Annotated in this window: 21 protein-coding genes and 1 pseudogene; 2 read left to right on the forward strand and 20 right to left on the reverse strand. The window is 63.8% G+C overall.

Going from position 1 to position 25,695, the window contains the following annotated elements; genetic code table 11:
* Positions 1-38 precede the first annotated feature (38 nt).
* Positions 39-1,070 (forward strand): hydroxyacid dehydrogenase, encoded by a 1,032-nt coding sequence (locus NKJ40_RS02290; protein WP_352464396.1) that lies wholly within the window; start codon positions 39-41, stop codon positions 1,068-1,070.
* Positions 1,071-1,095: 25 nt separating this feature from the next.
* Here the strand turns inward: NKJ40_RS02290 and NKJ40_RS02295 are convergent, their stop codons facing one another.
* The 17 genes and pseudogenes from NKJ40_RS02295 to NKJ40_RS02375 all read right to left on the reverse strand — a co-directional run bounded on the left by NKJ40_RS02295 (position 1,096) and on the right by NKJ40_RS02375 (position 18,979).
* A complete protein-coding gene (locus NKJ40_RS02295) occupies positions 1,096-1,581 on the reverse strand; it encodes a hypothetical protein (protein WP_352464398.1) in 486 nt (161 codons plus the stop codon).
* Between the two features lie 104 nt (positions 1,582-1,685).
* Positions 1,686-4,520, reverse strand: a complete 2,835-nt coding sequence (locus NKJ40_RS02300; protein WP_352464400.1) for a nitrate reductase — start codon at positions 4,518-4,520, stop codon at positions 1,686-1,688.
* Between the two features lie 3 nt (positions 4,521-4,523).
* Positions 4,524-4,853 (reverse strand): nitrite reductase small subunit NirD, encoded by a 330-nt coding sequence (gene nirD, locus NKJ40_RS02305; protein ID WP_352464402.1) that lies wholly within the window; start codon positions 4,851-4,853, stop codon positions 4,524-4,526.
* A gap of 66 nt (positions 4,854-4,919) precedes the next feature.
* A complete protein-coding gene (gene nirB / locus NKJ40_RS02310) occupies positions 4,920-7,370 on the reverse strand; it encodes a nitrite reductase large subunit NirB (RefSeq protein ID WP_352464403.1) in 2,451 nt (816 codons plus the stop codon).
* 19 nt (positions 7,371-7,389) lie between these two features.
* Positions 7,390-8,691 (reverse strand): MFS transporter, encoded by a 1,302-nt coding sequence (locus tag NKJ40_RS02315; protein ID WP_352464405.1) that lies wholly within the window; start codon positions 8,689-8,691, stop codon positions 7,390-7,392.
* Between the two features lie 546 nt (positions 8,692-9,237).
* Positions 9,238-10,035 (reverse strand): ABC transporter ATP-binding protein, encoded by a 798-nt coding sequence (locus NKJ40_RS02320; RefSeq protein ID WP_352464407.1) that lies wholly within the window; start codon positions 10,033-10,035, stop codon positions 9,238-9,240.
* Between the two features lie 10 nt (positions 10,036-10,045).
* Positions 10,046-10,942 carry a nitrate ABC transporter permease gene (ntrB, locus tag NKJ40_RS02325; protein WP_352464409.1) on the reverse strand — a complete coding sequence of 299 codons (897 nt, stop codon included), beginning with the start codon at positions 10,940-10,942 and terminating at the stop codon, positions 10,046-10,048.
* Positions 10,943-11,019: 77 nt separating this feature from the next.
* Positions 11,020-12,336, reverse strand: a complete 1,317-nt coding sequence (locus NKJ40_RS02330) for a CmpA/NrtA family ABC transporter substrate-binding protein (protein WP_352464411.1) — start codon at positions 12,334-12,336, stop codon at positions 11,020-11,022.
* Between the two features lie 352 nt (positions 12,337-12,688).
* The gene (locus NKJ40_RS02335; RefSeq protein WP_352464413.1) at positions 12,689-13,927 is read right to left on the reverse strand and encodes a CmpA/NrtA family ABC transporter substrate-binding protein; all 1,239 of its coding nucleotides are present in this window, start codon (positions 13,925-13,927) and stop codon (positions 12,689-12,691) included.
* Positions 13,928-13,929: 2 nt separating this feature from the next.
* A complete protein-coding gene (locus tag NKJ40_RS02340; RefSeq protein ID WP_352464414.1) occupies positions 13,930-14,529 on the reverse strand; it encodes an ANTAR domain-containing response regulator in 600 nt (199 codons plus the stop codon).
* Between the two features lie 148 nt (positions 14,530-14,677).
* Positions 14,678-15,247 (reverse strand): hypothetical protein, encoded by a 570-nt coding sequence (locus tag NKJ40_RS02345; protein ID WP_352464416.1) that lies wholly within the window; start codon positions 15,245-15,247, stop codon positions 14,678-14,680.
* A gap of 559 nt (positions 15,248-15,806) precedes the next feature.
* A complete protein-coding gene (locus tag NKJ40_RS02350) occupies positions 15,807-16,097 on the reverse strand; it encodes an enolase C-terminal domain-like protein (protein WP_352464418.1) in 291 nt (96 codons plus the stop codon).
* Positions 16,098-16,146: 49 nt separating this feature from the next.
* Positions 16,147-16,566 carry a hypothetical protein gene (locus tag NKJ40_RS02355; RefSeq protein WP_352464420.1) on the reverse strand — a complete coding sequence of 140 codons (420 nt, stop codon included), beginning with the start codon at positions 16,564-16,566 and terminating at the stop codon, positions 16,147-16,149.
* Between the two features lie 119 nt (positions 16,567-16,685).
* Complete coding sequence (locus tag NKJ40_RS02360; protein WP_352464422.1) at positions 16,686-17,135, reverse strand: hypothetical protein; 450 nt, start codon at positions 17,133-17,135, stop codon at positions 16,686-16,688.
* Positions 17,132-17,494 carry a hypothetical protein gene (locus NKJ40_RS02365; protein ID WP_352464424.1) on the reverse strand — a complete coding sequence of 121 codons (363 nt, stop codon included), beginning with the start codon at positions 17,492-17,494 and terminating at the stop codon, positions 17,132-17,134. The genes NKJ40_RS02360 and NKJ40_RS02365 overlap by 4 nt, the downstream gene beginning before the upstream one ends.
* Positions 17,457-18,576: pseudogene (locus NKJ40_RS02370) on the reverse strand (ATP-binding protein); the annotation flags it as partial. The pseudogene NKJ40_RS02370 and the gene NKJ40_RS02365, both read right to left, overlap by 38 nt.
* Positions 18,577-18,844: 268 nt before the next feature.
* Positions 18,845-18,979 carry a hypothetical protein gene (locus NKJ40_RS02375; RefSeq protein ID WP_352464426.1) on the reverse strand — a complete coding sequence of 45 codons (135 nt, stop codon included), beginning with the start codon at positions 18,977-18,979 and terminating at the stop codon, positions 18,845-18,847.
* 274 nt (positions 18,980-19,253) lie between these two features.
* On the opposite strand from NKJ40_RS02375, the gene NKJ40_RS02380 reads away from it, so the two are divergent.
* The gene (locus NKJ40_RS02380; protein WP_352464428.1) at positions 19,254-20,840 is read left to right on the forward strand and encodes a serine hydrolase; all 1,587 of its coding nucleotides are present in this window, start codon (positions 19,254-19,256) and stop codon (positions 20,838-20,840) included.
* Between the two features lie 121 nt (positions 20,841-20,961).
* On the opposite strand, the gene NKJ40_RS02385 is transcribed toward NKJ40_RS02380, so the two are convergent.
* The 3 genes from NKJ40_RS02385 to NKJ40_RS02395 form a co-directional block, all read right to left on the reverse strand.
* Positions 20,962-22,461 carry a helicase HerA domain-containing protein gene (locus NKJ40_RS02385; RefSeq protein ID WP_352464430.1) on the reverse strand — a complete coding sequence of 500 codons (1,500 nt, stop codon included), beginning with the start codon at positions 22,459-22,461 and terminating at the stop codon, positions 20,962-20,964.
* Between the two features lie 199 nt (positions 22,462-22,660).
* The gene (locus tag NKJ40_RS02390) at positions 22,661-23,548 is read right to left on the reverse strand and encodes an alpha/beta fold hydrolase (protein ID WP_352464432.1); all 888 of its coding nucleotides are present in this window, start codon (positions 23,546-23,548) and stop codon (positions 22,661-22,663) included.
* Between the two features lie 56 nt (positions 23,549-23,604).
* Positions 23,605-25,668 carry a PAS domain-containing hybrid sensor histidine kinase/response regulator gene (locus NKJ40_RS02395; RefSeq protein ID WP_352464434.1) on the reverse strand — a complete coding sequence of 688 codons (2,064 nt, stop codon included), beginning with the start codon at positions 25,666-25,668 and terminating at the stop codon, positions 23,605-23,607.
* Positions 25,669-25,695 lie beyond the last annotated feature (27 nt).

Consider the following 25,695-nt stretch of genomic DNA (forward strand, 5'->3'; position numbering starts at 1 on the left):
GTGCGGTGCGACGCGGATCGCACGGGAGGAAAGGTATCATGTCCGACAGCGCCTTGCCGCTGGTGATCAGCGCACCCGAACCGCGCACGCTCGACCTGATCTTCACGCCGGCTGCGCTGGCGAAATTTCGATCGAAATACCGCATCGTTGAAACATCGCCCGAAGATGTCAGAGCCCTGCCGGCCGATATCCTTGCCGAAGCCCGCTACATCGTCGGCCAGCCACCTATCCCGCCGGAGACGCTGGAAAAAATGAAGGCGCTGCGCTGCATCTTCAATGTCGAGAGCAACCTCATCAACAACATGCCGTATGAGACGCTGTTTTCGCGCGGCATCCATGTCGTCACCACCGGGCTGGTCTTTGCCGAACCGGTGGCCGAGCTCGGCCTTGCCATGGCGCTCAACCTTGCCCGCGGCATCGTCGATGCCGACCTCGCTTTTCGTCAGGGCAAGGAGCTGTGGGGCGGCGACGGCAACCGGACGGCGCGGCTTCTTTCCGGTGCGGATGTCGGCATCATCGGCTTCGGCGATCTTGGGCGTGCGCTCAACCGGCTGCTGTCGGGCTTTCGCACGCAGACAAAAGTCTTCGACCCGTGGCTGCCGCCGTCGATCCTGATCGAAAACGGCGTCGAGCCGGCCTCTCTCGACGACGTACTGTCGAACAGCGATTTCATCTTCATCGTCGCTTCGGTGACTAGCGAAAACCAGGGTTTCCTTGCTGCCGAGGCGTTTGCCAGGATGCGCAAGGGAGCCGCTTTCATCCTGCTCAGCCGAGCCGGCGTGGTCGATTTTCCGGCACTGATGGACGCCGTCCGCAGCGGCCATATCGTCGCCGCCAGCGATGTTTTTCCTGAGGAACCGCTGGCCCAGGATGACCCGGTCCGCACATTGCCGGGATTCCTGCGCTCCGCCCACCGGGCCGGTGCGCTCGACATCGCCTTCAAGCGGATGGGCGACATGGTGCTGGAAGACATGGACCTGATCGACCGCGGCCTGCCGCCGATGCGTTCGAAGCGGGCCGAGCGTGAGACCGTTTCGCGAATGCGTTCAAAACCGGTCGACAAGAATTAAGCCGTCTGCCGACGGTCGCACATGCTCAGACGGTGAAGGACCAAAACAGGCAGGCCAGTGTCGCTGCGGCAAAGATGACGAAGAACAGGCTTCTCAACAGGATGTTGCGGCGCAGCTCGTTGATGAAGAGATGGCATCCGACGACGGCTGCGACAAACAGGAACCGCCAGTTCAACAGCGCCGAGAGCACATCGCGCTGACCGAAAGCAAGTCTCGCGGCGAGACATCCAACGATGACCGCAAACAACACGATGACCGTCCAGAAGATCGCATCGGCGGCATGTGTCAGGACGATGCCAGCGAGCCTGATCGGCAGAACCATCATCAGCAGTGCGCTGAAAAAATAGATCGCCGCGAGCGGAATGAACGTCCCCGCATCGGCGACGTCGCTCAAGCGCTTGGCGCCGATCGCGCCATAGGGATAGCCATGCCTGGCCACCGTCAGGCTGAGCGCCATCAGCAAGGCCGTCAGCACGGCGGCAAGCGCGAATGAGGTCAGGGCTTTGCTCATAGGGTTCCCGTTCCGAGCGAATCGAAGTCAGAACGTTGGTAGCCCATGGTTTGTAAATTGCTAGTAAGCATCGTGCAGCGGCGCGGCAGAGTTCCTCGGCGCATTCACTCCGCAGCTTGTAGACGCCGCCCGTCGATAATGGTCTTGATCTCGGCGCGGCAGGAGCCGCAATTGGTGCCGGCGTGAAGCGCGGCGCCGATTGCCGCGACGCTGGTGCAGCCGCCGCGCACCGCTTCCGCGATCTGGTTGGCACCGACCCCGAAACAGGCGCAGACGATGGCACCGCGGTCGACGCTCTTGCCGCCAGGCCTGCCGGCGACAATCGCCAACCGCGCCTGCCGATCGGCATGGTCGGCACCCAGTTGTTCGGCCGCCCAGCCGCGCGACACCGCTACCGGGGTAGGCGCAAGATAGAGCGCGCCGACCAGCCGACTGCCCGCGAACCGGGCGAAGCGATGGTGCCCGCCGGCGATGTCGTGATAGGCGAGCGTCTCGCCTTCCAGGCCTAACAGGGAGGCGGCAAACCCGGTCCAGTCGCGGCCGGACCGCAGCGCAATTTCGAGGCGCCAGCCGGCGGGGCAGCGGGCGAGGCTCCAGTAATCGGCGTCGATGGATGCGGGCCGTTCGGCAAGCACGGCGAAGCCGAAGGCCGTGGCGGCGAACCGCTCGATGTGGGCGGCAACGTTCTTCGAGGCCGGCTGGCCTGAAATCGCATCGGTCGTCGGCGCGACCAGTGCATCGATACGCGCGCGGCCGGAGAACTGATCGGTCCAGTGCATCGGCACGAAAACCGAGCCTCGGCGTTGGCGCACCGTCACCAGCGCGCGGACTAGCACCTCGCCATAAGCCGTGGAGACGCGGACGATGTCGGCATCGCCGATGCCATAGTGCTGCGCATCCGCCGGGTGGATTTCGACGAACGGTTCGGCCATGTGCTGCGACAAGCGCGGGCTCTTGCCGGTCCGCGTCATGGTGTGCCAGTGGTCGCGAACTCGCCCGGTGTTGAGCACCAACGGGTAGTCCGGGTTGGTGCGGGTTTGTGCGGCTGGGCGGATGGCAATGAAGCGTGCCTTGCCGTCGGGCGTGTAGAAATTGCCGTTGGCGAAGAAGCGGGTGCTTTTGTCCTCCGGCTGGCGCCAGGCACCCCCCTCTGGCCTGCCGGCCATCTCCCCCTCAAGGGGGGAGATTGGCAGTTTTGCCGGCACCGCCTTTTCAGCAATGGTAACGATTGGCGAAACCTGTGGCGGCATCCAATCTCCCCCCTTGAGGGGGGGATGGCCGGCAGGCCAGAGGGGGCTGCCTTGGCTCGGCGCTGGCCACTGGAATGGCGCCAACTTCTCATACGTCCCTGCATCAATCCCGGCATACGCGCCTATATCAAAATCGCGCGCGCCATCATTCTCGAAGCCCGACAACGCGGCATGCTCGGCGAAGATGTCGGCCGGCGACACATGCGAAAACGCCTCGCCAAAACCCATCCGCTTGGCGACTTCAGCGATGATCCACCAATCTGGCCTTGCCTCGCCGGGCCTGGCTAAGAAAGCCCGCTGGCGCGAGATGCGGCGCTCCGAATTGGTGACGGTGCCGTCCTTCTCGCCCCACGCCGCCGCCGGCAGCCGGACATGAGCATGGCGGACCGTGTCGGTCTCGCCCAGCACGTCCGACACCACGACAAACGGGCAGGCCTTGATCGCCGCTTCGACCGCATCGGCATCCGGCATCGAATCGACCGGATTGGTCGCCATGATCCACAGCGCCTTGATGCGTCCGTCGGCCACCGCTTGGAACATCTCGACCGCTTTCAGGCCGGGTTTTTCGGCGACGGTTGGGGCATTCCAGAAGCGCTGCAAGCGTTCGCGGTGCTCGGGGTTTTCGATCTCCATGTGGGCGGCCAGCATGTTGGCCATGCCGCCGACCTCACGGCCGCCCATGGCGTTGGGCTGGCCGGTCACCGAAAACGGCCCGGCGCCGGGCTTGCCGATGCGACCGGTGGCTAGATGGCAGTTGATGATGGCGTTGACCTTGTCGGTGCCGGAAGACGACTGGTTCACGCCCTGGCTGTAGACGGTCACCGCCTTCGCCGTCGCGGCAAACAGGCTGTAGAAGCGGGCCAGTTCGTCCTCACTGAGACCCGTGGCAGCCGCGATGCCGGCAAGATCGAGCGCCGAGGCGGCGAAAAGCGCATGCCCGAAGCCGGTCGTGTGCGCCGTGATATAGGTGCGGTCCAGCGCGTTGTGCTGGCCGAGATAGGCGAGCAGCCCTGTGAACAAAGCGACATCGCCATCGGGCGCGATCGCCAGATGCGTGTCGGCGATATCTGAGGTCATGGTGCGGCGTGGGTCGATCAGCACCACCTTCATCTCGGGCCGCTTTTCCCGGGCGGCGGCAATGCGCTGGTAGAGCACCGGATGGCACCAGGCGAGATTGGAGCCGACCAGCACGATCAGGTCGGCAAGTTCCAGATCCTCGTAATTTCCCGGAACGGTGTCCGAGCCAAAGGCGCGGCGGTGGCCGGCGACCGACGAGGCCATGCACAGGCGCGAATTGGTGTCGATATTGGCCGAGCCGATGAAGCCCTTCATCAGCTTGTTGGCCACGTAATAGTCCTCGGTCAGCAACTGGCCGGAGACGTAGAAAGCGACCGCGTCAGGGCCGTGCTCGGCAATGGTTTGCGAGAAGGTCGAAGCGACAAGGTCGAGCGCTTCGTCCCAGTCGGTGCCGCGACCGTGGATCTCCGGATATAGCAACCTGCCGTCGAGGTCGGTGGTCTCGGCCAGCGCCGAGCCCTTGGAGCAGAGCCGGCCGAAATTCGCCGGGTGGTCCGGGTCGCCACGAACGGTTATTTTTTCGCCGTCCGCGGCGACCTTCGCCAGCACGCCGCAACCCACCCCGCAATAGGGGCAGGTGGTCCTCACCTCGCGCGCTTCATCAATCTTCATGGTTCACGCCGCGCGGCTGGCCAGCGCTTCCAGCGCAATGAACAGCCGCTCGCCGTCGATCCGGACCGCAATGGTGCGCACCACGCCCTCGTCCGCGCCGAGCGCCTTGCCGGTTTCCAGCGAGATCACCCAATTGTGCAAGGGACAGGTCACCGCCGTGCCATGGACGATGCCCTGGCTGAGTGGCCCACCCTTGTGCGGGCAATGGTCCTCGATGGCGAAGACCTGATCGTCCGCCGTGCGGAAGACGGCGATCTTGCCTTGAGGCGTTGCGACGCAGCGGGCGCCGCGGCGCGGAATGTCTGACATCGAGCCGATAGATACCCAGTTCATGTGGCTATTCCTCTTTTGCGCGTGTTCTTGTCCGAAAACCGCATTCCACTTTTCGGCAACACGCGCCTACTCCGCCGCCTGCGCGAAACCGACCGAAGCCATCGGCCGGAATTCATGCTTGTCCTTGCCGGAAGCACGTTCCGACCACGGATCGACCTGGGCGAATTTCTGCGAAAAGACGAAGCGGTCGAAATAGGTCTTGCGCTTCTCGCCATCGTCCATGATCTGGCGCTTGATCTCGGCGATGCCGACGCGCTTGGCCCATTTGTAGATACGCTCGAGATAGCGGCCCTGCTCGCGATACATCTGCGTCAACGCCACAATATGCTCCAGCGCCTCGTCCTCGGTCTTGACCATGCCGAGCACTTCGGTGCCCTTGATGTCGAGGCCGGCGGCGCCGGCGAAATGGATCTCGTAGCCGCTGTCGACGCAGATCACGCCGACATCCTTGCAGGTCGCCTCGGCACAGTTTCGCGGACAGCCCGACACCGCCATCTTGACCTTGGCCGGGGTCCACGAGCCCCACATGAATTTTTCGATACGGATGCCCAAGCCGGTCGAATCCTGCGTGCCGAAGCGGCACCAGTCCGAGCCGACGCAGGTCTTCACCGTGCGCAGTCCCTTGGCATAGGCGTGGCCGGAGACGAAGCCAGCCTGTCCGAGATCGGCCCATACCGCCGGCAGGTCTTCCTTGCGGATGCCGAGCATGTCGATGCGCTGGCCGCCGGTGACCTTGACCATCGGGATCTCGAACTTGTCGACAACGTCGGCGATGGCGCGTAATTCGGCGGCGTTGGTGACGCCCCCCCACATGCGCGGCACCACCGAATAGGTGCCGTCCTTCTGGATGTTGGCGTGGACGCGCTCGTTGATGAAGCGCGACTGGTAATCGTCAGCGTATTCGTCGGGCCAGTCGCAGACGAGATAATAGTTGAGCGCCGGCCGGCATTTGGCGCAGCCGCAGGAGGTCTTCCACTCCAGTTCCTGCATGACGGCGGGAATGGTCTTCAAGCCCTTGGCCTTGATCAGCCGGCGGACCTCATCATGGCCGAGCGTGGTGCAGCTGCACATCGGCTGGACCGCCGCCGGGTTGTATTTGTCGCCGATGGTCAGCACCATCAGCTTTTCGACCAACCCGGTGCAGGAGCCGCAGGACGCGGACGCCTTGGTGTGGGCGCGCACGTCGTCGAGCGAGGTCAGGCCCTTGGCCGTGATCGCGCCGGTGATCTTTCCCTTGCATACGCCGTTGCAACCGCAGATTTCCGCATCATCCGGCAAGGCTGCAACGGCCGCCATAGGGTCCAGGGGGGCGCCTCCCTGGTAGGACTGGCCGAAGATGAGCGTGTCACGCATCTCGGATATGTCGGTCTGCTTCTTCTTGAGGTCGTTGAACCAGGCGCCGTCCGCTGTCTCGCCATAAAGCACGGTGCCGATGATGCGGTCATCCTTGAGCACCAGGCGCTTGTAGACGCCGGCTGCGGCATCGCGCAGCACGATCTCCTGGCGATCCTCGCCCTCGGCGAAGTCGCCGAGCGAGAACAGCTCGATGCCGGTGACCTTGAGCTTGGTCGGCGTGTCCATGTGGACGAAAGCCGCCGCCTCATTGCCGGCCAGATGGCTGGCGGCGACGCGCGCCATCTCGTAGAGCGGCGCGACCAGCCCGTAGACCTGGCCGTTGACCTCGGCGCATTCGCCGATGGCATAGATGTCGGGGTCGTTGCTGCGCATGCCGGCGTCGACGACGATGCCGCGATTGACGGCAATGCCGGCTTCCTTGGCCAGCGCCGCATTCGGCCTGATGCCCACCGCCATAACGACGAGCGTCGCCGGAATGACGGTGCCGTCGGCAAGCTCCACCCGCTCGACCTTGCCGTTGCCGGTGATCGCCTGTGTGTTGGCCTTGGTGATGACCTTGATGCCGCGCTGCTCGACGGCGCGCTGCAGGAGATAGCCGGCGGCCGGATCGAGCTGACGCTCCATCAGCGTCGGCATGACGTGCAGCACGGTGACGTCCATACCTTGCGCGTTCAGACCTGCAGCCGCTTCCAGGCCGAGCAGGCCGCCGCCGATGACCACCGCCTTGGCCCGCGACTGGGCGGCCAGCATCATCGCGCGGACGTCGTCCAGATCGCGATAAGTGAGCACGCCGGGCAGATCATGACCGGGCACCGGAATGATGAACGGCACCGAGCCGGTGGCGATGACGAGCTTGTCGTAGGGCTCGGTCACGCCATGATCGGAGGTGACGGTCTTTGCCTGCCGGTCGATGGCGACGATCTTGTGGCCCTTGTAGAGGGTGATGCCGTGCTTGATGTACCAGCCGTCGCCATGGATAATGATCTCCTCATAGGCCTTTTCGCCCGACAGAACCGGCGAGAGCATGATGCGGTCGTAGTTCACGCGCGGCTCTGCGTTGAAGATGGTGACCTGGTAGCGCCCAGGCGCCTTTTCCAGGAGGTGCTCCAGCATGCGCCCGGGGGCCATGCCGTTGCCGATGATAACGAGTTTCTCGGTCATGTCCTGATCCACTCCGGTCTCACTCAGCCGCGTAGGAAAGGCCTGACGCTTCGTCAGACGCCGTGCGCTCCATCCGCCGGATGGAAAAATGCATCCAGGCAAAGCAGGTGGCGACGATGACGAAGAGCAGCATGAAGCAGCTCGACCAGACGCCGGTGAGGTCGTTGAGCGCGCCGAAGACGATTGGCAGGATAAAGCCGCCGAGCCCGCCAATCATGCCGACAACGCCGCCGACCGCGCCGACACTCTGCGGATAGTAAGCCGGGATGTGCTTGTAGACGGCAGCCTTGCCAAGGCTCATGAAGAAGCCGAGCACACAGGCAACGGCTATGAAGGCGAGCGGGCCGACCTCGAAATGGAAGGCGATCGGCCCGCTGACACCGCGCACGACGTAGTCTGCCGAGGGGAGAGACAGAACGAGAGTCGCGGCGGCACTGACGGCGAAGGTCCAGTAGAGCACGGTGCGCGCGCCGATCCGGTCGGAAAGCACGCCGCCATAGGCGCGGAAAATACTTGCCGGAATTGAATAGGCCGCCCCGATCATGCCGGCGGTCGCAAGCCCGAAGCCGTAGACGCCGATCAGGTAGCGAGGCAGCCACAGCGAGAGCGCCACGAATGCACCGAAGGCGAAGAAATAATAAAAGGCGAAGCGCCAGACCTGCAGGTTCTTGAGCGGCGCGAATTCCTGCCAGAAGCTTCTCGCGGGCGCTGCCTTGCCGGCGCGGCGCTCGCGGATGACCGGATCGTCGCCGGTCGTGAACCAGAAGATGGCGGCCATGACGACGAGTGCTGCCGCCCAGATCAGCGCGACCGTCTGCCAGCCCCAGGAGAGAAGCACGAACGGTGCCAGGAACTTGGTGACCGCGGCGCCGACATTGCCGACACCGAAAATGCCAAGCGCCGTACCCTGCTTGCCGGCCGGGAAGAAGCGCGAGACATAGGCGACACCGACGGCGAAGGAACCGCCGGCGAGCCCAACGCCTAGCGCAGCGACCAGCATCTGCCCGTAGGTGTGCGCAAAAGCGAGCAGAAAGGTCGCGATCGCCGCCGCAAGCATGGTCGCGGTGTATACCAGCCGTCCGCCAAAACGGTCGGTCCAGACACCCAACACCATACGCACGAGCGAGCCGGTGAGGATCGGCGTGCCGACGAGCAGGCCGAACTCCGTCTCGTTCAGGCCCAGCTCCTGCTTTATGCGCACGCCGATGATTGAAAAGATCGTCCACACCGCGAAGCAGACGGTGAAGGCGATGGTGGACATGGCAAGCGCCTGCCGGGGAGCACTGTCCTGGCTGGGCGCTGCTGGGAGATTTGCGGTCATTTTCTGGCTCCGGTTTGCGGCGTGGGAGGCACCGCCCTTGTCTGTTCGTTCGCGACTGTCAGCGGCGCGGCATCGCGGTCAGCGCGCTGACAGCCAGAAAATCGCGGCGCGTGAAGTCCGCGAGGGACGCGCCAGTTCCGATCCGTTTCGTCATCGTCGTCTCCGGTTGGGCGCCGCTTGGGACCAGCGCCGTCGATTGCGTCAAAACAAAAAAGCCGCCGGCCAGGTCCTCGCGTCCGGGGTTCCGGGGGCGCGTGTGGACCTGAGCGGCAGCTTTGCCTGTGGCGCCCGCCATTGGACGCCGTGTCACTTGGCCCTTGCGGACCTACATTTTCAAAAGCAGGAAGCGTGCCAATTCGACAGCGCCCAGAATTATCGAATGAAACCAATGTGAACCGCAGCCGCGCGACTTTTGAACAAGCTCGGCTGCGGATCAAAGATTAGTCAGAATGCCTTGCACAGCAGCATAATATTTGTGCAATGCGGTAGATTGCCCATTGCCGATGCAGATTGCCAATGATGATGACGAGTTTTCAGGTTATTGCCCTACTCCGCGGCTTCGACGAAGCGGTGGCGTTCGTAGAGGAATTTCAGCACCGCCTCGCGGCAGCGCAGGAAGGTGCGGTCGGAGGAAAGCTCGATGCGCCGACGCGGCCGGGCCAGCGGCACGGCAAGAACCTCGCCGATGGTGGCCGCCGGGCCGTTGGTCATCATGACGATGCGGTCGGACAACAGCACCGCCTCGTCGACATCATGGGTGATCATGATCGTCGTCGAGCCGAGCCTGGAATGGATATCCATCACCGCGTCCTGAAGATGGGCGCGTGTCAGCGCGTCGAGCGCGCCGAAGGGCTCGTCGAGCAGCAGGATCTTCGGCTCCATGGCCAGCGCCCGGGCGATGCCGACGCGCTGCTTCATGCCGCCCGAAATCTCGGCCGGACGTTTGTCCTTGGCATGCGCCATCTGCACGAGATCGAGATTGCGCATGATCCAGTCATGCCGCTCGGCCCGGCTCCTGCTCCGGCCAAAGACCTTCGTGACTGCCAAATTGATGTTTTCGTAGACGGTCAGCCATGGCAGCAGGCTGTGGTTCTGGAACACCACGGCGCGTTCCGGGCCGGGGCTGTCTACCTCCTTGTCCTCGAGCAGAACGGCGCCGGCCGAGACCTTGGTCAGGCCGGCGATCAGGTTGAGCAAGGTCGACTTGCCGCAGCCGGAATGGCCGATGATCGAGACGAATTCGCCCTTGTCGATGGTCAGCCGGATGTCCTTCAGGACGTCGCTGACCTGGCTGCCGCGGGCGAAGGATTTGTCGATATGGTCGAGCTTCAGATAGGCCGTCATGGCGCTTTCCTCACTTTGCCGTTGTGCCGCGGGTGACGAAGGCGCCGACCGCCGCGACCAGGCGGTCGAGGCAGAAGCCGGTGACGCCGATATAGGCGAGCGCGACGATGATGTCGGGCAGCCGCGACGAGTTCCACGCGTCCCAGATGAAGAAGCCGATGCCGACGCCGCCGGTCAGCATTTCGGCGGCGACGATGGCCAGCCACGACAGGCCGATGCCGATCCGCAATCCGGTGAAGATGTAAGGCGCGGCCGCCGGCACCATGATCTTCACGAAGAACTCGAACTGGTTGAGCCGGAGGATACGGGCGACGTTGCGGTAGTCATCGGGGATGTTGCGGACACCGACCGCGGTGTTGATGATGATGGGCCAGATCGAGGTGATGAAGATGACGAAGATCGCCGACGGGCTGGAATCGCGGAACGCCGCCAGCGACAGCGGCAGCCAGGCGAGCGGCGGCACCGTGCGCAGGATCTGGAAGACCGGATCGAGGCCGCGCATCGCCCAGATCGACTGGCCGACGAGCGCGCCGAGCGCCACGCCGACGATTGCCGCCAGGCCGAAGCCCATGGCGACGCGCTGCAGCGAGATCAGCACCCGCCAGGCGAGTCCTATGTCCTGCGGGCCATTGTCGAAGAACGGGTGGGCGATCAGGTCATAGGCCTCGTTCCACACCTGGCTCGGCGGTGGCAGGCTGGCTGTGGGCGACGAACAGGCGACCTGCCAGACGACGAGCATGATGGTGATGACAATGACCGGCGGCACCAGCGTGCTGGCCAGCTTGGCGGCGATCGCGGCCGGGTCGAAGCGGCGCCGCGCCCTGGCGGTAAAGGCGATGATTTCGGCGGGTTTGGCCGGCGCGGGGAACGGCTTCACCTTGCGGTCCTCGATGGCTTGGATAGACATTTTTTCGAAAAACTCCTTGGCAGCACGTGCACAACGGGCGGCGTTGCCACCGCCTGCCGCGCGCGTCTATGTCAGGGTCAGGCCGACACCTTGATTTTCAGGCTGTCGAGATAGGCCGACGGGTTCTCCGGATCGAAGATCTTGCCGTCGAAGAAGGTTTCGGTGCCGCGCGACGAAGACGCCGGGATATCAGCCGCGGCGACACCAAGATCCTTGGCCGCCTCGCGCCACAGATCCTCACGGTTGACCTTGTCGACCAGCGCCTTGATGTCGGTGGTCGGCGCGAACTTGCCCCAGCGGATGTTCTCGGCGAGGAACCAGCTGTCGTGGCTCTTGAAGGGATAGGACACGCCGCCCTGCCAGAACTTCATATAGAGGTCGGTGCCGTTGGCGACGCGGCCATTGCCGTAATCGATGTCGCCCTTGAGGCGGCCGATGATGTCGGCGGTCGGCACGTTCATCCACTGCCGCTTGCCGACGATGGCGGCCATCTCGTCCTTGTTTTCTTTTGCTTCGCACCATTGCTGGGCTTCCATGACGGCCATCAGGATCGCCTTGGTGGCGTTCGGGTACTTGTCGATGAATTCGGCGCGCAGGCCGAGCGCCTTTTCCGGATGGCCCTTCCACAGCTCGCCCGTGGTGGCGGCGGTGAAGCCGACGCCCTGGTGGACGAGCTGCTCGTTCCACGGCTCGCCGACACAGAACACGTCCATGTTACCGACCTTCATGTTGGCGACCATCTGCGGTGGCGGCACGACGATGGTCGAGACGTCCTTGTCGGGATCGATGCCGCCGGCGGCCAGCCAGTAGCGCAGCCAGAGGTCGTGCGTGCCGCCCGGGAAGGTCATGGCGGCCTTGACCTCCTTGCTTGCGGCCTTCTTGGCGGCGAAGGCGTCCTTCAGCTTGGAGGCATCGAGGCCGACGCCGGTGGCGGCATATTCCTGGGCGACAGAAATGCCCTGGCAGTCGTAGTTGAGCCGCGCCACGATCGCCATCGGCAGCGGCTGCTTGTTCTGCGTCACCTTGCCGGTGTGCATCAGATAGGGCATCGGCGTCAGGATATGGGCACCGTCAATGCCATTGGCTTCGCCGCCGAGCACCAGATTATCGCGCGTCGCCCCCCACGAGGCCTGCTTGAGCACCTCGGCGTCAGGCATGCCGAATTTTTCGAACAGGCCTTTTTCCTTGGCAATCATCAGCGGTGCCGCATCGGTCAGCGCAATGAAGCCGAGCTTGGCGCCGGTGACTTCCGGCGCGGCGGGTGCCGCATAGGCGCCGGAGGGCAGCAGCGCACGCGCCGCGGCCAGCGTCGCCGCGGTGGCCGCGCTGATCCTCAGGAAATCGCGGCGGCTGATCGCCGTTTGGGCGGAATGGCTCTTGATGCGTTTCGTCATCGTCATCTCCGGTTGGGCGCGGCTTGGGATCGGCGCCGTCGATTGCGTGAAAACAAAAAAGCCGCCGGCCAGGCCTCGCGCGTCCGTCCATCCGGGATCGCGTGTTGACCTGAGCGGCAGCTTTGCCTGTAGCGCCCGCCATTGGACGCGTATTCCGTGACTCCGAGAAGAGTCTGCCTATTACAAGGCAGGAACCGTGCCAGTTTCGGAATGGACGACAAACATCAATGAGATCAACGACATGCCACAATCTTCGGCGCCCCGGCCCGCCGGGCGAGCAAGCCAAAGATTGTTCATTAGCGCATTTGCACGCACATTTTTTGTGCAGTGCACAAGAATGGCGCGGAAATGATCAGGCTTCGGCGCGCGCCAATTTCTGGCCGGCAATGTAGGCGTCGATCTCGTCGGGATCGAAGATCTGACCATCGAAGAAACCGTCCGGGCCAAGAACCAGGCTGGCACCGGCCGAACCGACCGGCGTGGCAACGGTAAGCGCTCCCTCGACCTTGGCATTGGCACCCGGCAGAGCGACGCCGAGCGGCTTCAGCGCCGCGCGATAGAGGTCGGGCCTATAGGTGTCGCGGGCCAGCGCCATATTGGCGGCGCTGTGCTTGACCTGCCCCCAGCGCACCATCTGCGTGTAGAACCACAGCGCATGGCTCTTCCACGGGAAATTCGCCGCCTTGTCGAAGGGCAGAAAGAAGTCGCCGACGCTGAGTTCCGCGCCGCCGCCGAGCGCAAGATGGCCGCCGAGGATCGGCATCTGCAGCGCCGGCGCAAGGCCAAGGAAGGCCGGCTGCGCCATCAGGGCCGCGAGTTCGCCACGGTTTGCCGGATCCTGGCACCAGCGCGCTGCATGATGCAGCGCGCGCAGCAGGGCCGAAAGCGCGTCCGGGTGTTTCTCCGCCCATGCCTTGCGCACGCCGACGACTTTCTCCGGGCTGGTCTTCCAGATGGCCGCCTTGACCGTGGCGATATGGCCGGTGCCGGCGACGACCGCAGCACTGTTCCAGGGTTCGCCGACGCAGTAGCCGTCGATCCTGCCGGCGGCGAGCGCGTCGGCCATGAAGGGGGGTGGCACGATGACGATTTCGATCTCATGCGACGGGTCGATGCCGCAGGCGGCGAGCCAGTAGCGCAGTTCGTAATTATGCCCGGAGTGGGGATGGACGACGGCGAAGCGAAGCGGATCGCCGCCGGCATTCGCCCGTTCGCGGATCAGCGCCCCCAACGCCTTGCCGGCCCGCGCCGGATCGAGGTCGGGTCGGGCCCCGTGCGCGGCCATGCCTGCCCAGACGGCGTTCGAAACCGTGACGCAATTGCCGCCAAGGCCGAGCGAAAACGGCACGACCGTGTCGGAGGCGAGCGGCGTCAGCCCGAGATTGCAGGCGATCGGCATCGGCCCCAGCATGTGCGCGAGATCGAAATGGCCGATGGCAATGCGGTCGCGGATGTTGGCCCACGACGTTTCCCGGTTGAGCGTCAAATCGATGCCTTCGCGCAAGGCGAAACCGATTTCCTTCGCTGCGACAAGGACCGCGCTGTCGAAGAGCGGCATGAAGCCAGCATTGATCCGGTGCTCGGCCGCCATTCTCAACTCTCCTCGGGATCCAGAAGGCCTGCCGCCGTTACCAGGCTCTGGGCGATTTCGGCGATCTTGCGGTTCTGGTTCATGGCGGTCTTGCGCAGCAGCGTATAGGCCGCGTCCTCCGACAGGCCGCGCGACTTCATCAGGATGCCCTTGGCGCGATCGATCACCTTGCGGCTTTCCAATTCGCTGCGGGCCTCTTCCAGTTCGCGTGCCATGCGCGAAAACGCGTTGAAGCGGCTGATCGCCATGTCGAGGATCGGCTTAACGCGCTCCTGGCGCAGGCCGTCGACGACATAGGCCGACACCCCCGCTTCCACCGCTGCCTCGATCGAGGCTTGATCCGAGCGGTCGACGAACATGGCGATCGGCCGCTTCACCACGCGCGAAAGCTGGAACATGTTTTCCAGCATGTCGCGGTTGGGATTTTCGAGGTCGATGACGATCACGTCGGGTTCGATCTCGGCGATCCGCCGCGCTATGCCGGTGACGTCATGGATGACCGTGACCTGCTGATGCCCGGCCTCCCGCAGTCCTGCTTCGATTATGGAAGCGCGGATGTGGTTTTCATCGATCACCAGGACAGTGAGGGATTTGCGGATCATGAATGCATTTTGCTGATGCGGGGGAATTGTGCAATGCGGGAGGGAGACATGATCCCCGCCCGCCCGCGATGCCGCCTGTCGGCTGGCCTCGCCATGATCGCAGTGTCGTACCTGACTGCGGTTTGCGCGCTGTACTCGTCACACTGATTCAAGTCCCGAGCAGATCCATGTTGCCCCAAGTGAGCTTGGAACCATGAAGCGTAACCTTGATTATTGCCCTTATGTCGTGTGGCTTATCGGAAATCAGCAAGCGATCCGTTGTCACATTGACGTTTGCAATCAGGGCATCGTCCTCTAGCAGACAATAAAGCGGGTTTTCGTCGCCTTCGGTTGCGGAGCCAAGTGAATTGATCTGATCTAAGGGAGGCACTCGGAGGGCATCAAACAACGTCTTCAGGCGGTTATCGATATCACCGCCGTGCCCTATAAGATGTCCGGGGGGCTCGGTTCGCATAAACAGAATATCAAGCGAGCAATATAGCGCAGCTTTGCTAGTTACGAGGGGGACGTATTCCTTTGAGCCCCGTTGCTCGAGAACAGCAATTTCTCCTTGCACAGGGGGCGTTGTCCTGAGCCATTCTTTGTGGCCCGATAGAGGGAACTGCTCCCACAGCCGCTTCATCTGGGGGTGGATATGCCTGCGCAAAGCGTGAATCTCGGCTAGAGATGCCTGTTTGCGAGGCTTGATTGGCTCGTCTATCCATAGTCGAAAATGCATTCAGCCACCCTCTGAATAATTTGGGCGAGCCCCGCCCCGCCTGATTACTCCCGCGCCCGTCCCCGTTTCGACCACACGTACAGGATCACGGAATTTAAGGAAGGACGGCCAACCGGCCGGGATAGGATGCCGGCTTGATGAGTGAACAATGCTGTGTGTTGCGCCCCGAGCCTCTTCCGCCGTCCTGGCCCGACGAAACGTATTCTCGGCCACCTCAACCAACTCCTCTACGACTGACCACACAGCGATGCGGCTCGCTTCATCTTCTTCAAACTGAGCCGCTATTTTGGAGGCCATCGCCATGTTGCTGAAGTACAAATTGGCGAAGAGGATTAGCCTCTGAGCGGTGGGAACAGTCTGAAATGATCGAACACGAGCTGCCGCATAATCATCGTCAACGGCACATCTAGCTCGGGAAAGTCGACTATCGTCAAGGAACCGCGTGAGGCGCTTTCCGTCCGCCAGCACTGGTCTGGCTGGGCACCTGTGTGGCCTATGGCGTGCCCAATGCGTTGCTGCTGCTTACAGACAATCCTACCTCCACCCGCTTACTGGTCCATCACCGACCCGTCCTTGTGGAGCCGGGTATGCATCTTCCTTGCCCGGTACGGGAATTCTCAGCGGCATCCGGGCGGAGCGAAACGCCGATGCCCGGCTCGTCGCTGATCGTCAGGATACCCTCGCCGTCATGCCCTGCGGCGCCGACGAGGAAACTGTCGGGGTCCGGCCGCTTGTCGGTAACGTCCCAGGTGTCGTTCGGAAATTCCTGAAGGACGAAATTCGGGGCCGTCGCCGCAATCTGCAGGCATGCCGCCGTCGACACGGCGCTGAGCGGGTTGTGCGGCGCCATGTCGATATCGAGAAAAATCCGGCCATGGGGGCTCTGCTTGGCTCGCCGGTCACACAAACACGATAGGGTTTTTCTCGCGCCGTGCCATGCGGATCGATTCCGATAGTCCATCGGCAAATTCCCGAACCCATGCGTCGGGGCTGGAACCGATGAGCGTCAATTCGCGCTCGAGTTCGCCGAAGCCCGGCTCGTCGATCACGTCTCCGGCGTGGCTGCCGGAATAGAGGACAATCCGTTCCAAGGCCGAGCCTTCGCCAAGAAGGCCGGCAATCGCCTCCCTAAGCGCGCCGACGTGGGCGATGTTTCCGACACGCCAGTTGCACACCGTGACAGCGTTCAAGGCGAGATTTACGCCCTCGGGATGAATCACCTCGCATTCGCCCGTTGTCGGTTCCCGCTGAAAGCGATAGCCGGGGAATTCCCGCTCCATGGTCGAAGCGCTTTTGAAAACTGCCACGTCGAGACCCATTCCGATCCTCCGGCTAGCCAAAACAGGCGCGCAGCAGCGTGAGCGGACTTAGCGATCGGGTAGCTCGGCCCAAAGCTTCTTCGCGAAGCCCCGTTCGTCGAGTTCCCACAAGTCGTCTGCTATCTCAGCTTGGCCGTTGCGGCATCGATAGGAATAAGCGGTATCGTGACCCGTCGCGACGGCTGGAACGTCTTGCGCGTTTGGATTCTGCCGGCAGAACCATCCGCACCAGGATTGTCGCGTGCCGCGTTCATCTTCGTGCAGGGCAGGTTGGCGCCGACGAAGCAGACCATGACCTTGCCGTCCATGCAGCGATATTGGGCCTGTGCCCGCAGTTCGGAATCGTCCGGCGCAATTTGAGCGTCCGGAGCCAGCGCCTTGAACGCCTGGACCGTCTCGTCATGAAGCGCGGGCGAATAGTCCTGGATCGTGTCGTCGTTGCGCACCTGGCGGCACAATTGGTGCATGTCGGCAGCCTCCGCTTTCGCGACGCCGAGCGCGGCAAGGCTGAGCAGGGCCGCAACCAGCCATGCCGCAGCGCCGGTGTTCGAAAAACGGGACATTTTCATCGCAAACCTCGTTCGAAAAATGCGCATGAAACCGCTCGCGACTTGGCGCCGCAGAGCAGACACTTGAGCAAGAGTATCAGGATAGCGCGCAATTTGACCGCCACCAGCCAGTAGACGGTCCCACCGATGGCGGCGGCAAGCTGCAGAATAGCCACCATCAGGATTTTCTCCGCCTGGGAGACGGCATGGATGCCCTCAGGGCGCATGTACCCGATCATCACCGCGACCGCGCCGGCAATGTAGAGCCGTAGCGGCTTTCTGCCGATCAGCCGCCGCCGGACCTCGATCCCAATCAATGCGCCGAGCAGCGTGGCGCCAATCTCACCCCACCAGACTCCCCTGCTCCACCTCCGCGGCACCGGGATCGCCCGGCGCCGTCGCCCAGGCCAGTTCCACCAGCGTCACCGTCCGCCGTCCGACCCCGTCGAGCTGGCACACGATCAGCCCCTCTCCTCGATATAGGTCAGCAGGCGCCGGGCGCGGCGTAGCGAGTGCGAGCCATAGGCGCGGGCGATCGCCGCGTCGCTCGGGCAGGGCCGACCTTCCTTGGCGGCGCGGGCGATCATCATGAAGACGCCTTGCATATCCTCGGGCAGCAGCGAGGCGCGCGCCGAGACGTCCTGCCATGCGTCGTCGCCGGCCATGTCGGAGCCGAGGCCGGCGCGGGCGCGCGTCAGCATGCGGCGGAACTCGGGCAGGTCCGGCACGGCCGAGGCGAGGCCCTCGATGCGGCAGCGGACCACGAACTCCTGATAGAGCACGCCGATGACACGAAACCAAGCACGGCGCGCAGCACCCGGTCGACGCGCTCGCGCCGCTCCGCCAGATCCTCGGCGCTGATCGGCGGTTCCGCCGGTTCGGGGCGGATTTCCAGCGCCGCCGATTTTGCCGCCATCAGCTGATCGAGCAGGTCCGGCGACGAGCGGCGCTGCGGCCGGACGGTTTCCGGCGGCGGGGCCGCCAGGATGATCGCGCGGGCATCCTCCAGTGCCGCTTCCGGCAACGGCATCAGGCGCGGGGTCGCGTTGCGCGGACTTGTATCGGTCGGGCCGATGCGCAAGCCGAGCGGACGGCGCGACAGCGCCGGGCCGAGCGCCATGAATTGCCCGCGCTCGAGGTCGCGGAAAGCCTCAGCCTGGCGCCGCTCCATGCCGAGTAGGTCGGCGGCGCGCGCCATGTCGATATCAAGAAAGGTCCGGCCCATGAGGAAATTGGACGCCTCGGCGGCGACATTCTTGGCAAGCTTGGCCAGCCGCTGGGTGGCGATGATGCCGGCCAGCCCGCGCTTGCGGCCACGGCACATCAAATTGGTCATGGCGCCGAGCGAGAGCTTGCGCGCCTCGTCCGAAACCTCGCCGGCAACCGCCGGCGCGAACAGCTGCGCCTCGTCCACCACCACCAGCATCGGGTACCAGTGGTCGCGGGCGACCTCGAACAGCCCCGCCTAGTGCGAGCACGTTCTCAAGTCTGTGCACAACTTGTACAATTGGTCGAGCGCTGCGAAGCTTGGTATCGACGGTTTAATACTGCGGAGGCCGAGGGCGAGGTGAAAGCGGCTAACTTTGCCCGCCTCATCTACAAGGAGAATCTAGAACTCATCGTGGCAATGGGACAACGCACAAAACCTTATGCGGGCACGGTCAGATCTCTGATTAAGCAAGAAGTAGCAGCAGGGCGGGAGTGGCTTGGTGCAATAGTTTGGATCTGAATCAGGCGTTCGTCCCGAAAGCGGAAGGGCAGCTTTCGGCCCACTTGCCGCAAGCAAGATCGGTCAAGACGAAGCGCCCCTGCCCCTTGACCATCAGGACCCCATGCAGCAGGCCGTAGACCTCGCGATGGGCCATTGGCTTTCGATGACTTTCTGGTTGGCCGCCAGCCCGTTGGCGAACAACTCCTGATTGGATGCCGCCCGGGCTTGGAATGTTGACGTTCTCCCGCCGTCCAATTGCCGCCCGCGTAGGTAACGCGGATACTTCACCAGGTCCCGAAATCACATGACGCGCAGCCGCCGTCTCTGTCTGATCTTTGGAACTTAAACATATCGGTAGAAAATAGCCGTGACCATCTTTCATCTTGCCGCGTATGGTCCGATCATCGGTGCAAGTTTGAGGACATGCAATGAAGAAAGTCGCTGCTCTCCTGGTACTTTCTCTCGTTACCATGCTGCCCGCCATGGCAGCCGCGCAGTCCTACGTGCCGGAGCTTGGGCCATCGCCGCCGCAGGATGCTATGCAGCTGTATCCCGACGGCGTCGAGAAGGCGGTGGCCGCCCTGCCGGACATCGTCAAGAAAGTCGCGGACGCATCCAACGTTCCCGGCTTCGCCGTGGCGGTGGTGCATGGCGGCAAGATGATCTTTGACGAAGGCTATGGCCTTCGCGACAACCGGGACGACACCTCTAAGGTCAGCAGCACCACCATCTTCCAGGTCGCCTCGGTGTCGAAGTCGATCTCGGCCACGGTGGCCGCCATCGCCATGACGAAGGACCACAGCTTCGACTGGGATACCCCGGTCGGCAAGGTCTGGGATGGCTTCCGCCTCAATCTCGACTATGTCTCGGGCAGCGCCACCATCGGCGATTTCTTCGCCCATCGCTCGGGCTTGCCGATGGCGGCGGGCGACGAGCTCGAGGATCTCGGCTTCCAACGCAAGCAGATCGTCGGCAGCCTATGGATGGTGCCGCTCGATCTCTTCCGCATCTCCTATCACTACGCCAACTTCGGCACGACGATCGGCGCCGAGGCGGTGGCCCATGCCGAGAAACAGCCTTGGGAGCCGCTGGCCAAGAGCCTGCTGTTCGATCCGCTAGGCATGCGTTCGAGCAGCTACCTGCACAAGGACTTCATTGCCGCCGGCAACGACCGCGCCCTGTTGCATGCGCGCGTGGCGGACAATGTCTTCAAGCCGCTCTACGACCGCGATCCCGACCAGCAGGCGCCGGCGGGCGGCGTCTCCTCCAGCGCCCAGGATCTTGCCAAGTGGATGATCCTGCTGCTTGCCGACGGCGCGTATAACGGCCAGCCCATGATCGACCCGAAGATCCTGCAGCCGGCCATCACACCGCAGATCGTGACCTACCGCGGCGAGACGCCCGATACGCGGGCCAGCTCCTATGGCTATGGCTTCAATGTGGGGGTGAACGCCAATGGCCGCACCACCATGGGCCATTCCGGCGCCTTCCTGCTCGGCGCCGGCACCACCTTCCAGGTCTTGCCCTCGGCCGATGTCGGTATCGTCGTGCTCACCAACGGCTCCCCCGTCGGCGCCGCCGAGGCGGTCGCCGCCAGCTTTATGGACATCGTGCAATATGGCCAGGTGACCCGCGACTGGTATCCCTACATCAAGCCGCGGTTCATGGGCTACTACAAGCCAGTGGGCGACCTCGCCGGCAAGGACAAGCCGACGAACCCCGCCAAGGCGCGCAGTCCATCCTTCTACGCCGGCGAATATACGAGCAACTATTTCGACACCGCCAACGTGCTGGCTGATGGCGAAAAGCTGGTGCTCGAACTCGGCCCCAAGCCCATGCGATTCACGCTCGAACACTGGGACGGCGACACCTATGCCCTCACCCCCCGCGGCGAGAACGCGCCGATCGGCTCGCTGTCATCGGTGACGTTCGTCGGTTCCCCCGGCAGCATTCACGCGCGGGTGATGACGGTGGACTATCTGAATGAGGACGGGTTGGGGCATTTTCAGAGGTAGGGGTGGAGGCGTCGGGTGCTCAGCTCAAAACGCGACGTCTGAGTAGTGGTTCGGCAATGAGCGCCCTGGCGCTTTGCTGATGTTGAGCGACGTCAGCTTTCGCCTAAACCGCATCAGTCCATCACCCCACCGCACCCCCCTGCTCCGCCTCCGCAGCACCGGGATCCCCCGGTGCCGTTGCCCAGGCCAGTTCCACCAGCGTCACCGTCCGCCTTCCAACCCCGTCGAGCTGGCAGACGATCAGCCCCTGCTCCTCGATGTAGGTCAGCAAGCGCCGGGCGCGGCGTAGCGAGTGCGAGCCGTAGGCGCGGGCGATCGCCGCGTCGCTCGGGCAGGGCCAGCCCTCCTTGGCGGCGCGGGCGATCATCATGAAGACGCCTTGCATATCCTCGGGCAGCAGCGAAGCGCGCGCCGAGACGTCCTGCCAGGCGTCGTCGTCGGCCATGTCGGAGCCGAGGCCGGCGCGGGCGCGCGTCAGCATGCGGCGGAACTCCGGCAGGTCCGGCACGACCGAGGCGAGGCCCTCGATGCGGCAGCGGACCACGAACTCCTGATAGAGCACGCCGATGACGCGGAAGCCGGCATCGGGTTGCGCCAGCACGGCGCGCAGCACCCGGTCGACGCGCTCGCGCCGCTCCGCCAGATCCTCGGCGCTGATCGGCGGCTCCACCGGTTCGGGGCGGATTTCCAGCGCCGCCGATTTTGCCGCCATCAGCTGATCGAGCAGGTCCGGCGACGAGCGGCGCTGCGGCCGGACGGTTTCCGGCGGCGGGGCCGCCAGGATGATCGCGCGGGCATCCTCCAGTGCCGCTTCCGGCAACGGCATCAGGCGCGGGGTCGCGTTGCGCGGACTTGTATCGGTCGGGCCGATGCGCAAGCCGAGCGGACGGCGCGACAGCGCCGGGCCGAGCGCCATGAATTGCCCGCGCTCGAGGTCGCGGAAAGCCTCAGCCTGGCGCCGCTCCATGCCGAGTAGGTCGGCGGCGCGCGCCATGTCGATATCAAGAAAGGTCCGGCCCATGAGGAAATTGGACGCCTCGGCGGCGACATTCTTGGCAAGCTTGGCCAGCCGCTGGGTGGCGATGATGCCGGCCAGCCCGCGCTTGCGGCCACGGCACATCAAATTGGTCATGGCGCCGAGCGAGAGCTTGCGCGCCTCGTCCGAAACCTCGCCGGCAACCGCCGGCGCGAACAGCTGCGCCTCGTCCACCACCACCAGCATCGGGTACCAGTGGTCGCGGGCGACCTCGAACAGCCCGCCGAGGAAGGCGGCGGCGCGGCGCATCTGGTTCTCGGCGTCGAGCCCTTCGAGATTGAGCACCGTGGAGACGCGGTGGATGCGCGCCCGCTCGCCGGCGCTCTGCAGGCCGCGCTCGGTGTGCTCCTCGGCATCGATCACCAAATGGCCGAACCGGTCGCCGAGCGTCACGAAGTCGCCTTCGGGATCGATGATGGTCTGCTGTACCCAGGGCGCGCTCTGCTCCAAGAGCCGGCGCAGCAGATGGGATTTGCCGGAACCCGAATTGCCCTGCACCAGAAGCCGCGTCGCCAGCAGTTCTTCAAGATCCAGCGCCGCCGGGGCGCCTGCGCTCGTCTGGCCCATCTCGATCGCAACGGTCATGTCTCGACTCTCCTTGGGGAGAGGGCTTATCAACCGCATCACAGCCCGTCGAGCGCGCCATGGCCGGCGCTCGGTGTTGCGCACAGGCTGGATGCTGTTAGGTCAACGATACGAAACGTACCGTTTCGATTCAAGACTGCCACTAAGGAGTGGATTCCTGTCCTTCGCATCGGCTACCGGATAGAGGCGCCCGACGCGGTCATTGACGCGGTGGAGATCGAGCGGCCGAAGCCGATTTTTTGCGGGCATTTGCCCGCTCCTCCAGGTCTCGCCAGAAGCCAAGCACTGTCGCCACGATCGCTTCCGGCGCGTCCTCCTGCATAAGATGCTTCGCGTTCGGCACGACGTGGAAGGAAGCGCTCGAAATGCGGCGCGCGAGCTCGCGACCGTCGGCGATGGGAATCCACTGGTCGTCCTCGCCCCACAGGATGGCAACGGGGCAACGAATCTCACCGTAGCGCCACTCGACCTCTTGCGAGTATTTGTCATCCATCTGAGCGACCTGGCGCCAGAAGGCTTTTTGGCCTTCGGCTCCCAGCCACGGCGCGAGGTAAAGCGCCATCTCTTCCTCGCGCAGCGCATTCGCTACGGCGCCGCCGATGTAGGCGCGCAGGATCGCTTCGTGAATGTAGTGCGGGAGGCCGGAAAAGACCGTCTCGTGTTTCTTGGCGGCCTGAACAAGTGGTGAGCCTTGCGGGCTGATTGCGACCGGATCGATCAGCACCAGCGACCGGTAGTCGAGCCCGTTGAGCAAATGACCGCGCAACGCTGTTGAGCCGCCGAGATCATGCGCAACGATATCGGGGTCACGCAGGCCCCAATGATCGTAAAGGGCCGCGAAAAGCTCGTTCTGCATGCCACGGGACACGTCGCTGTCGGGTTTGTCGGATCGACCATAGCCGAGCATGTCAAAGCAATAGATTCGCCTCTGTTGGCCGAGCAAAGGCGCAATTCTACGCCATGCCGACGATGAGAAAGGCGTGCCATGCAGCAATACCGCGGGTGAGCCCTCGCCCATCGCGCCCCAGGCGATCGAGTTCCCTTGAAAGGTGAAGCGTTCAGGAAGAGCCCAGTCCGCTGTCGCCATCAGTCTTTCCTCCGATCCTAACGCAGCTAACGACCTATCCAACGACAACCTGTACGTCAGGTTCCAATGGTCCGCTTCTTCACCGGCTGGGCCTGCTTGGCCCTCTGCGAGCCGGTGCGCGCAGCCGCTGCAAGAATGCTCTCCATCAGGTCCTTTTCGCGCAGCGGTTTGCCGAGCAGCGGCACGTCAGGGAGCCGGTCGGCGATCGCGTCGGCATCGGCATATCCGGTTATCATCACCGCCGGCCAATCGGCCCGCAGATTGCGGGCGAACCGAATGACCTCGAGGCCTGAGACGAGCGGCATGGCAAAATCGGTGACGATGACGTCGAAATCGTACGGTGCCCGCTCGATCATCGCCAGCGCTTCCGCGCCGCCCCCGGCGCAGGTCACCGCAAAGCCGTGTTGGCGAAGCGATTGCGCCGTCAGTTCCCGCAATACATTGCTGTCGTCGATCAGCAGGACCGATGGATAGTCCTCGCCGGCATTCACGACGGTGTCGTCGGAATCGGATTTCTCGGCGATTTCCACCGGGCGCTCGATTGAACGCGGCAGCCAGAGCTGGACGGATGTTCCACTGCCGACGGTGCTTTCGATGCGAAGCGTGCCGCCCGATTGCTTGACGAAGCCATGCACCGTGCTCAGGCCGAGGCCAGTGCCTTTGCCGACCGGTTTTGTGGTGAAGAACGGTTCGACGACCTTGGCGAGAATATCGGCCGGTATGCCCGACCCCGTGTCCTTGACGGTGACCACGACATAGTCGCCCGCCGAAATATCCTCGGCTGCACTGCCTAGCGTTCGATTTTGCGCCTCCACGATTATCGTGCCGCCGGACGGCATGGCATCGCGCGCGTTGAAGACCAGGTTCATCAGCGCCAGCTCCAGCTGGCTGGCATCGACATGCGCCGGCCACACAGTGTCGTCGACAAGCCAATCGAAACGGATCAGGCCGCCCAGGACCGGGGCCACCAATCCGTTCATTGTATCGCCGAGCGCGGCGAGGCGCACGGCCTGCGGCCTCAGTGTCTGGCGGCGCGAGAAGGCAAGCATGCGGTTGACGAGCTCGGCGCCTTGTTTTGCCGACCGGCGTGTCAGTTCCAGAACCTGCCTGGTCTGTCCATCGAACTCGGCGTGGCGCTCGAGCAATCCCAACCCGCTGAGAATTGCGGCAAGCAGATTGTTGAAATCATGCGCCAGGCCGCCGGTAAGCTTGCCGATCGCGTCGAGGCGCTGCGATTGCAGCAGCTGGTTCTCAAGCTCGCGCCGCTCGGTAATATCCAGCAACGTGCCGAGGATCTCAGGCCTCCGGCCGTCGGAGCCGTTCGACAGGACGCCCTGGTCGAGAAAAATCCGGTAATTGCCGTCGGCGCATTGCCAGCGGAATTCGCAGGTGTAGGAGCCGGTGGCCTTGGCTGCGAGCAGGGCTTGCCTCACTCTCGGCAGATCGTCGGGATGAACCCGGCTCAGGCCGAAGCCTGGATCGGAGGTCAGGCTTTCGGCAGGAAAGCCGGTCAGGCGTTCGACCCCTTCGGTGACAAAGCTGGCGCCGAACGGCGGTTCCGCCGCCCTTGCGTGGAAGCAGACCGGAAGAGAGCTCAAAATGGCATGCTGCCGCTCCTGGGCGCTGCGCAGCGCCCGCTCGGCCTCGAGCTTTTCCTGCTGCGCCTGCAGTGCCTGGGCCAGCAGCCGTTGCTCGGCAGCCGCCTTTTGCTGGATTTCAAGCGTCTTCTCGTGAAGCTCGACGAACACGGCGACCTTGGAACGCAGCATGGCGGGGTCGAAGGGCTTGAACACGTAATCCACCGCGCCGGCGTCATAGCCGCGCAGCATGTGGGCGTCTTCCTTGTTGATGGCGGTGAGAAAAATTATCGGCGTTCGCCTGGATTGCTCGCGCTGGCGGATCAGTCCCGCCGTCTCGTAGCCGTCCAGCCGCGGCATCAGCACATCCAGCAGAATGACGGCGAAATCCTCCTTCAGCAGTGCGCGCAGCGCCTCTTCGCCCGACTGCACGCAGACGACTTCACCGATAGGAGCCAGAACCTCGCCGATCGCCAGCAGATTGCGCTCGTCGTCATCCACGGCCAGGATGCGCGCCTTTGCCGGCCCCGCTGCCGGCGCCATGACCTCCAGCTTTCTTGCTCCGTGCCT

This window comes from Mesorhizobium sp. M0119 (assembly GCF_040322615.1).
Taxonomy (GTDB): Bacteria; Pseudomonadota; Alphaproteobacteria; order Rhizobiales; family Rhizobiaceae; genus Mesorhizobium.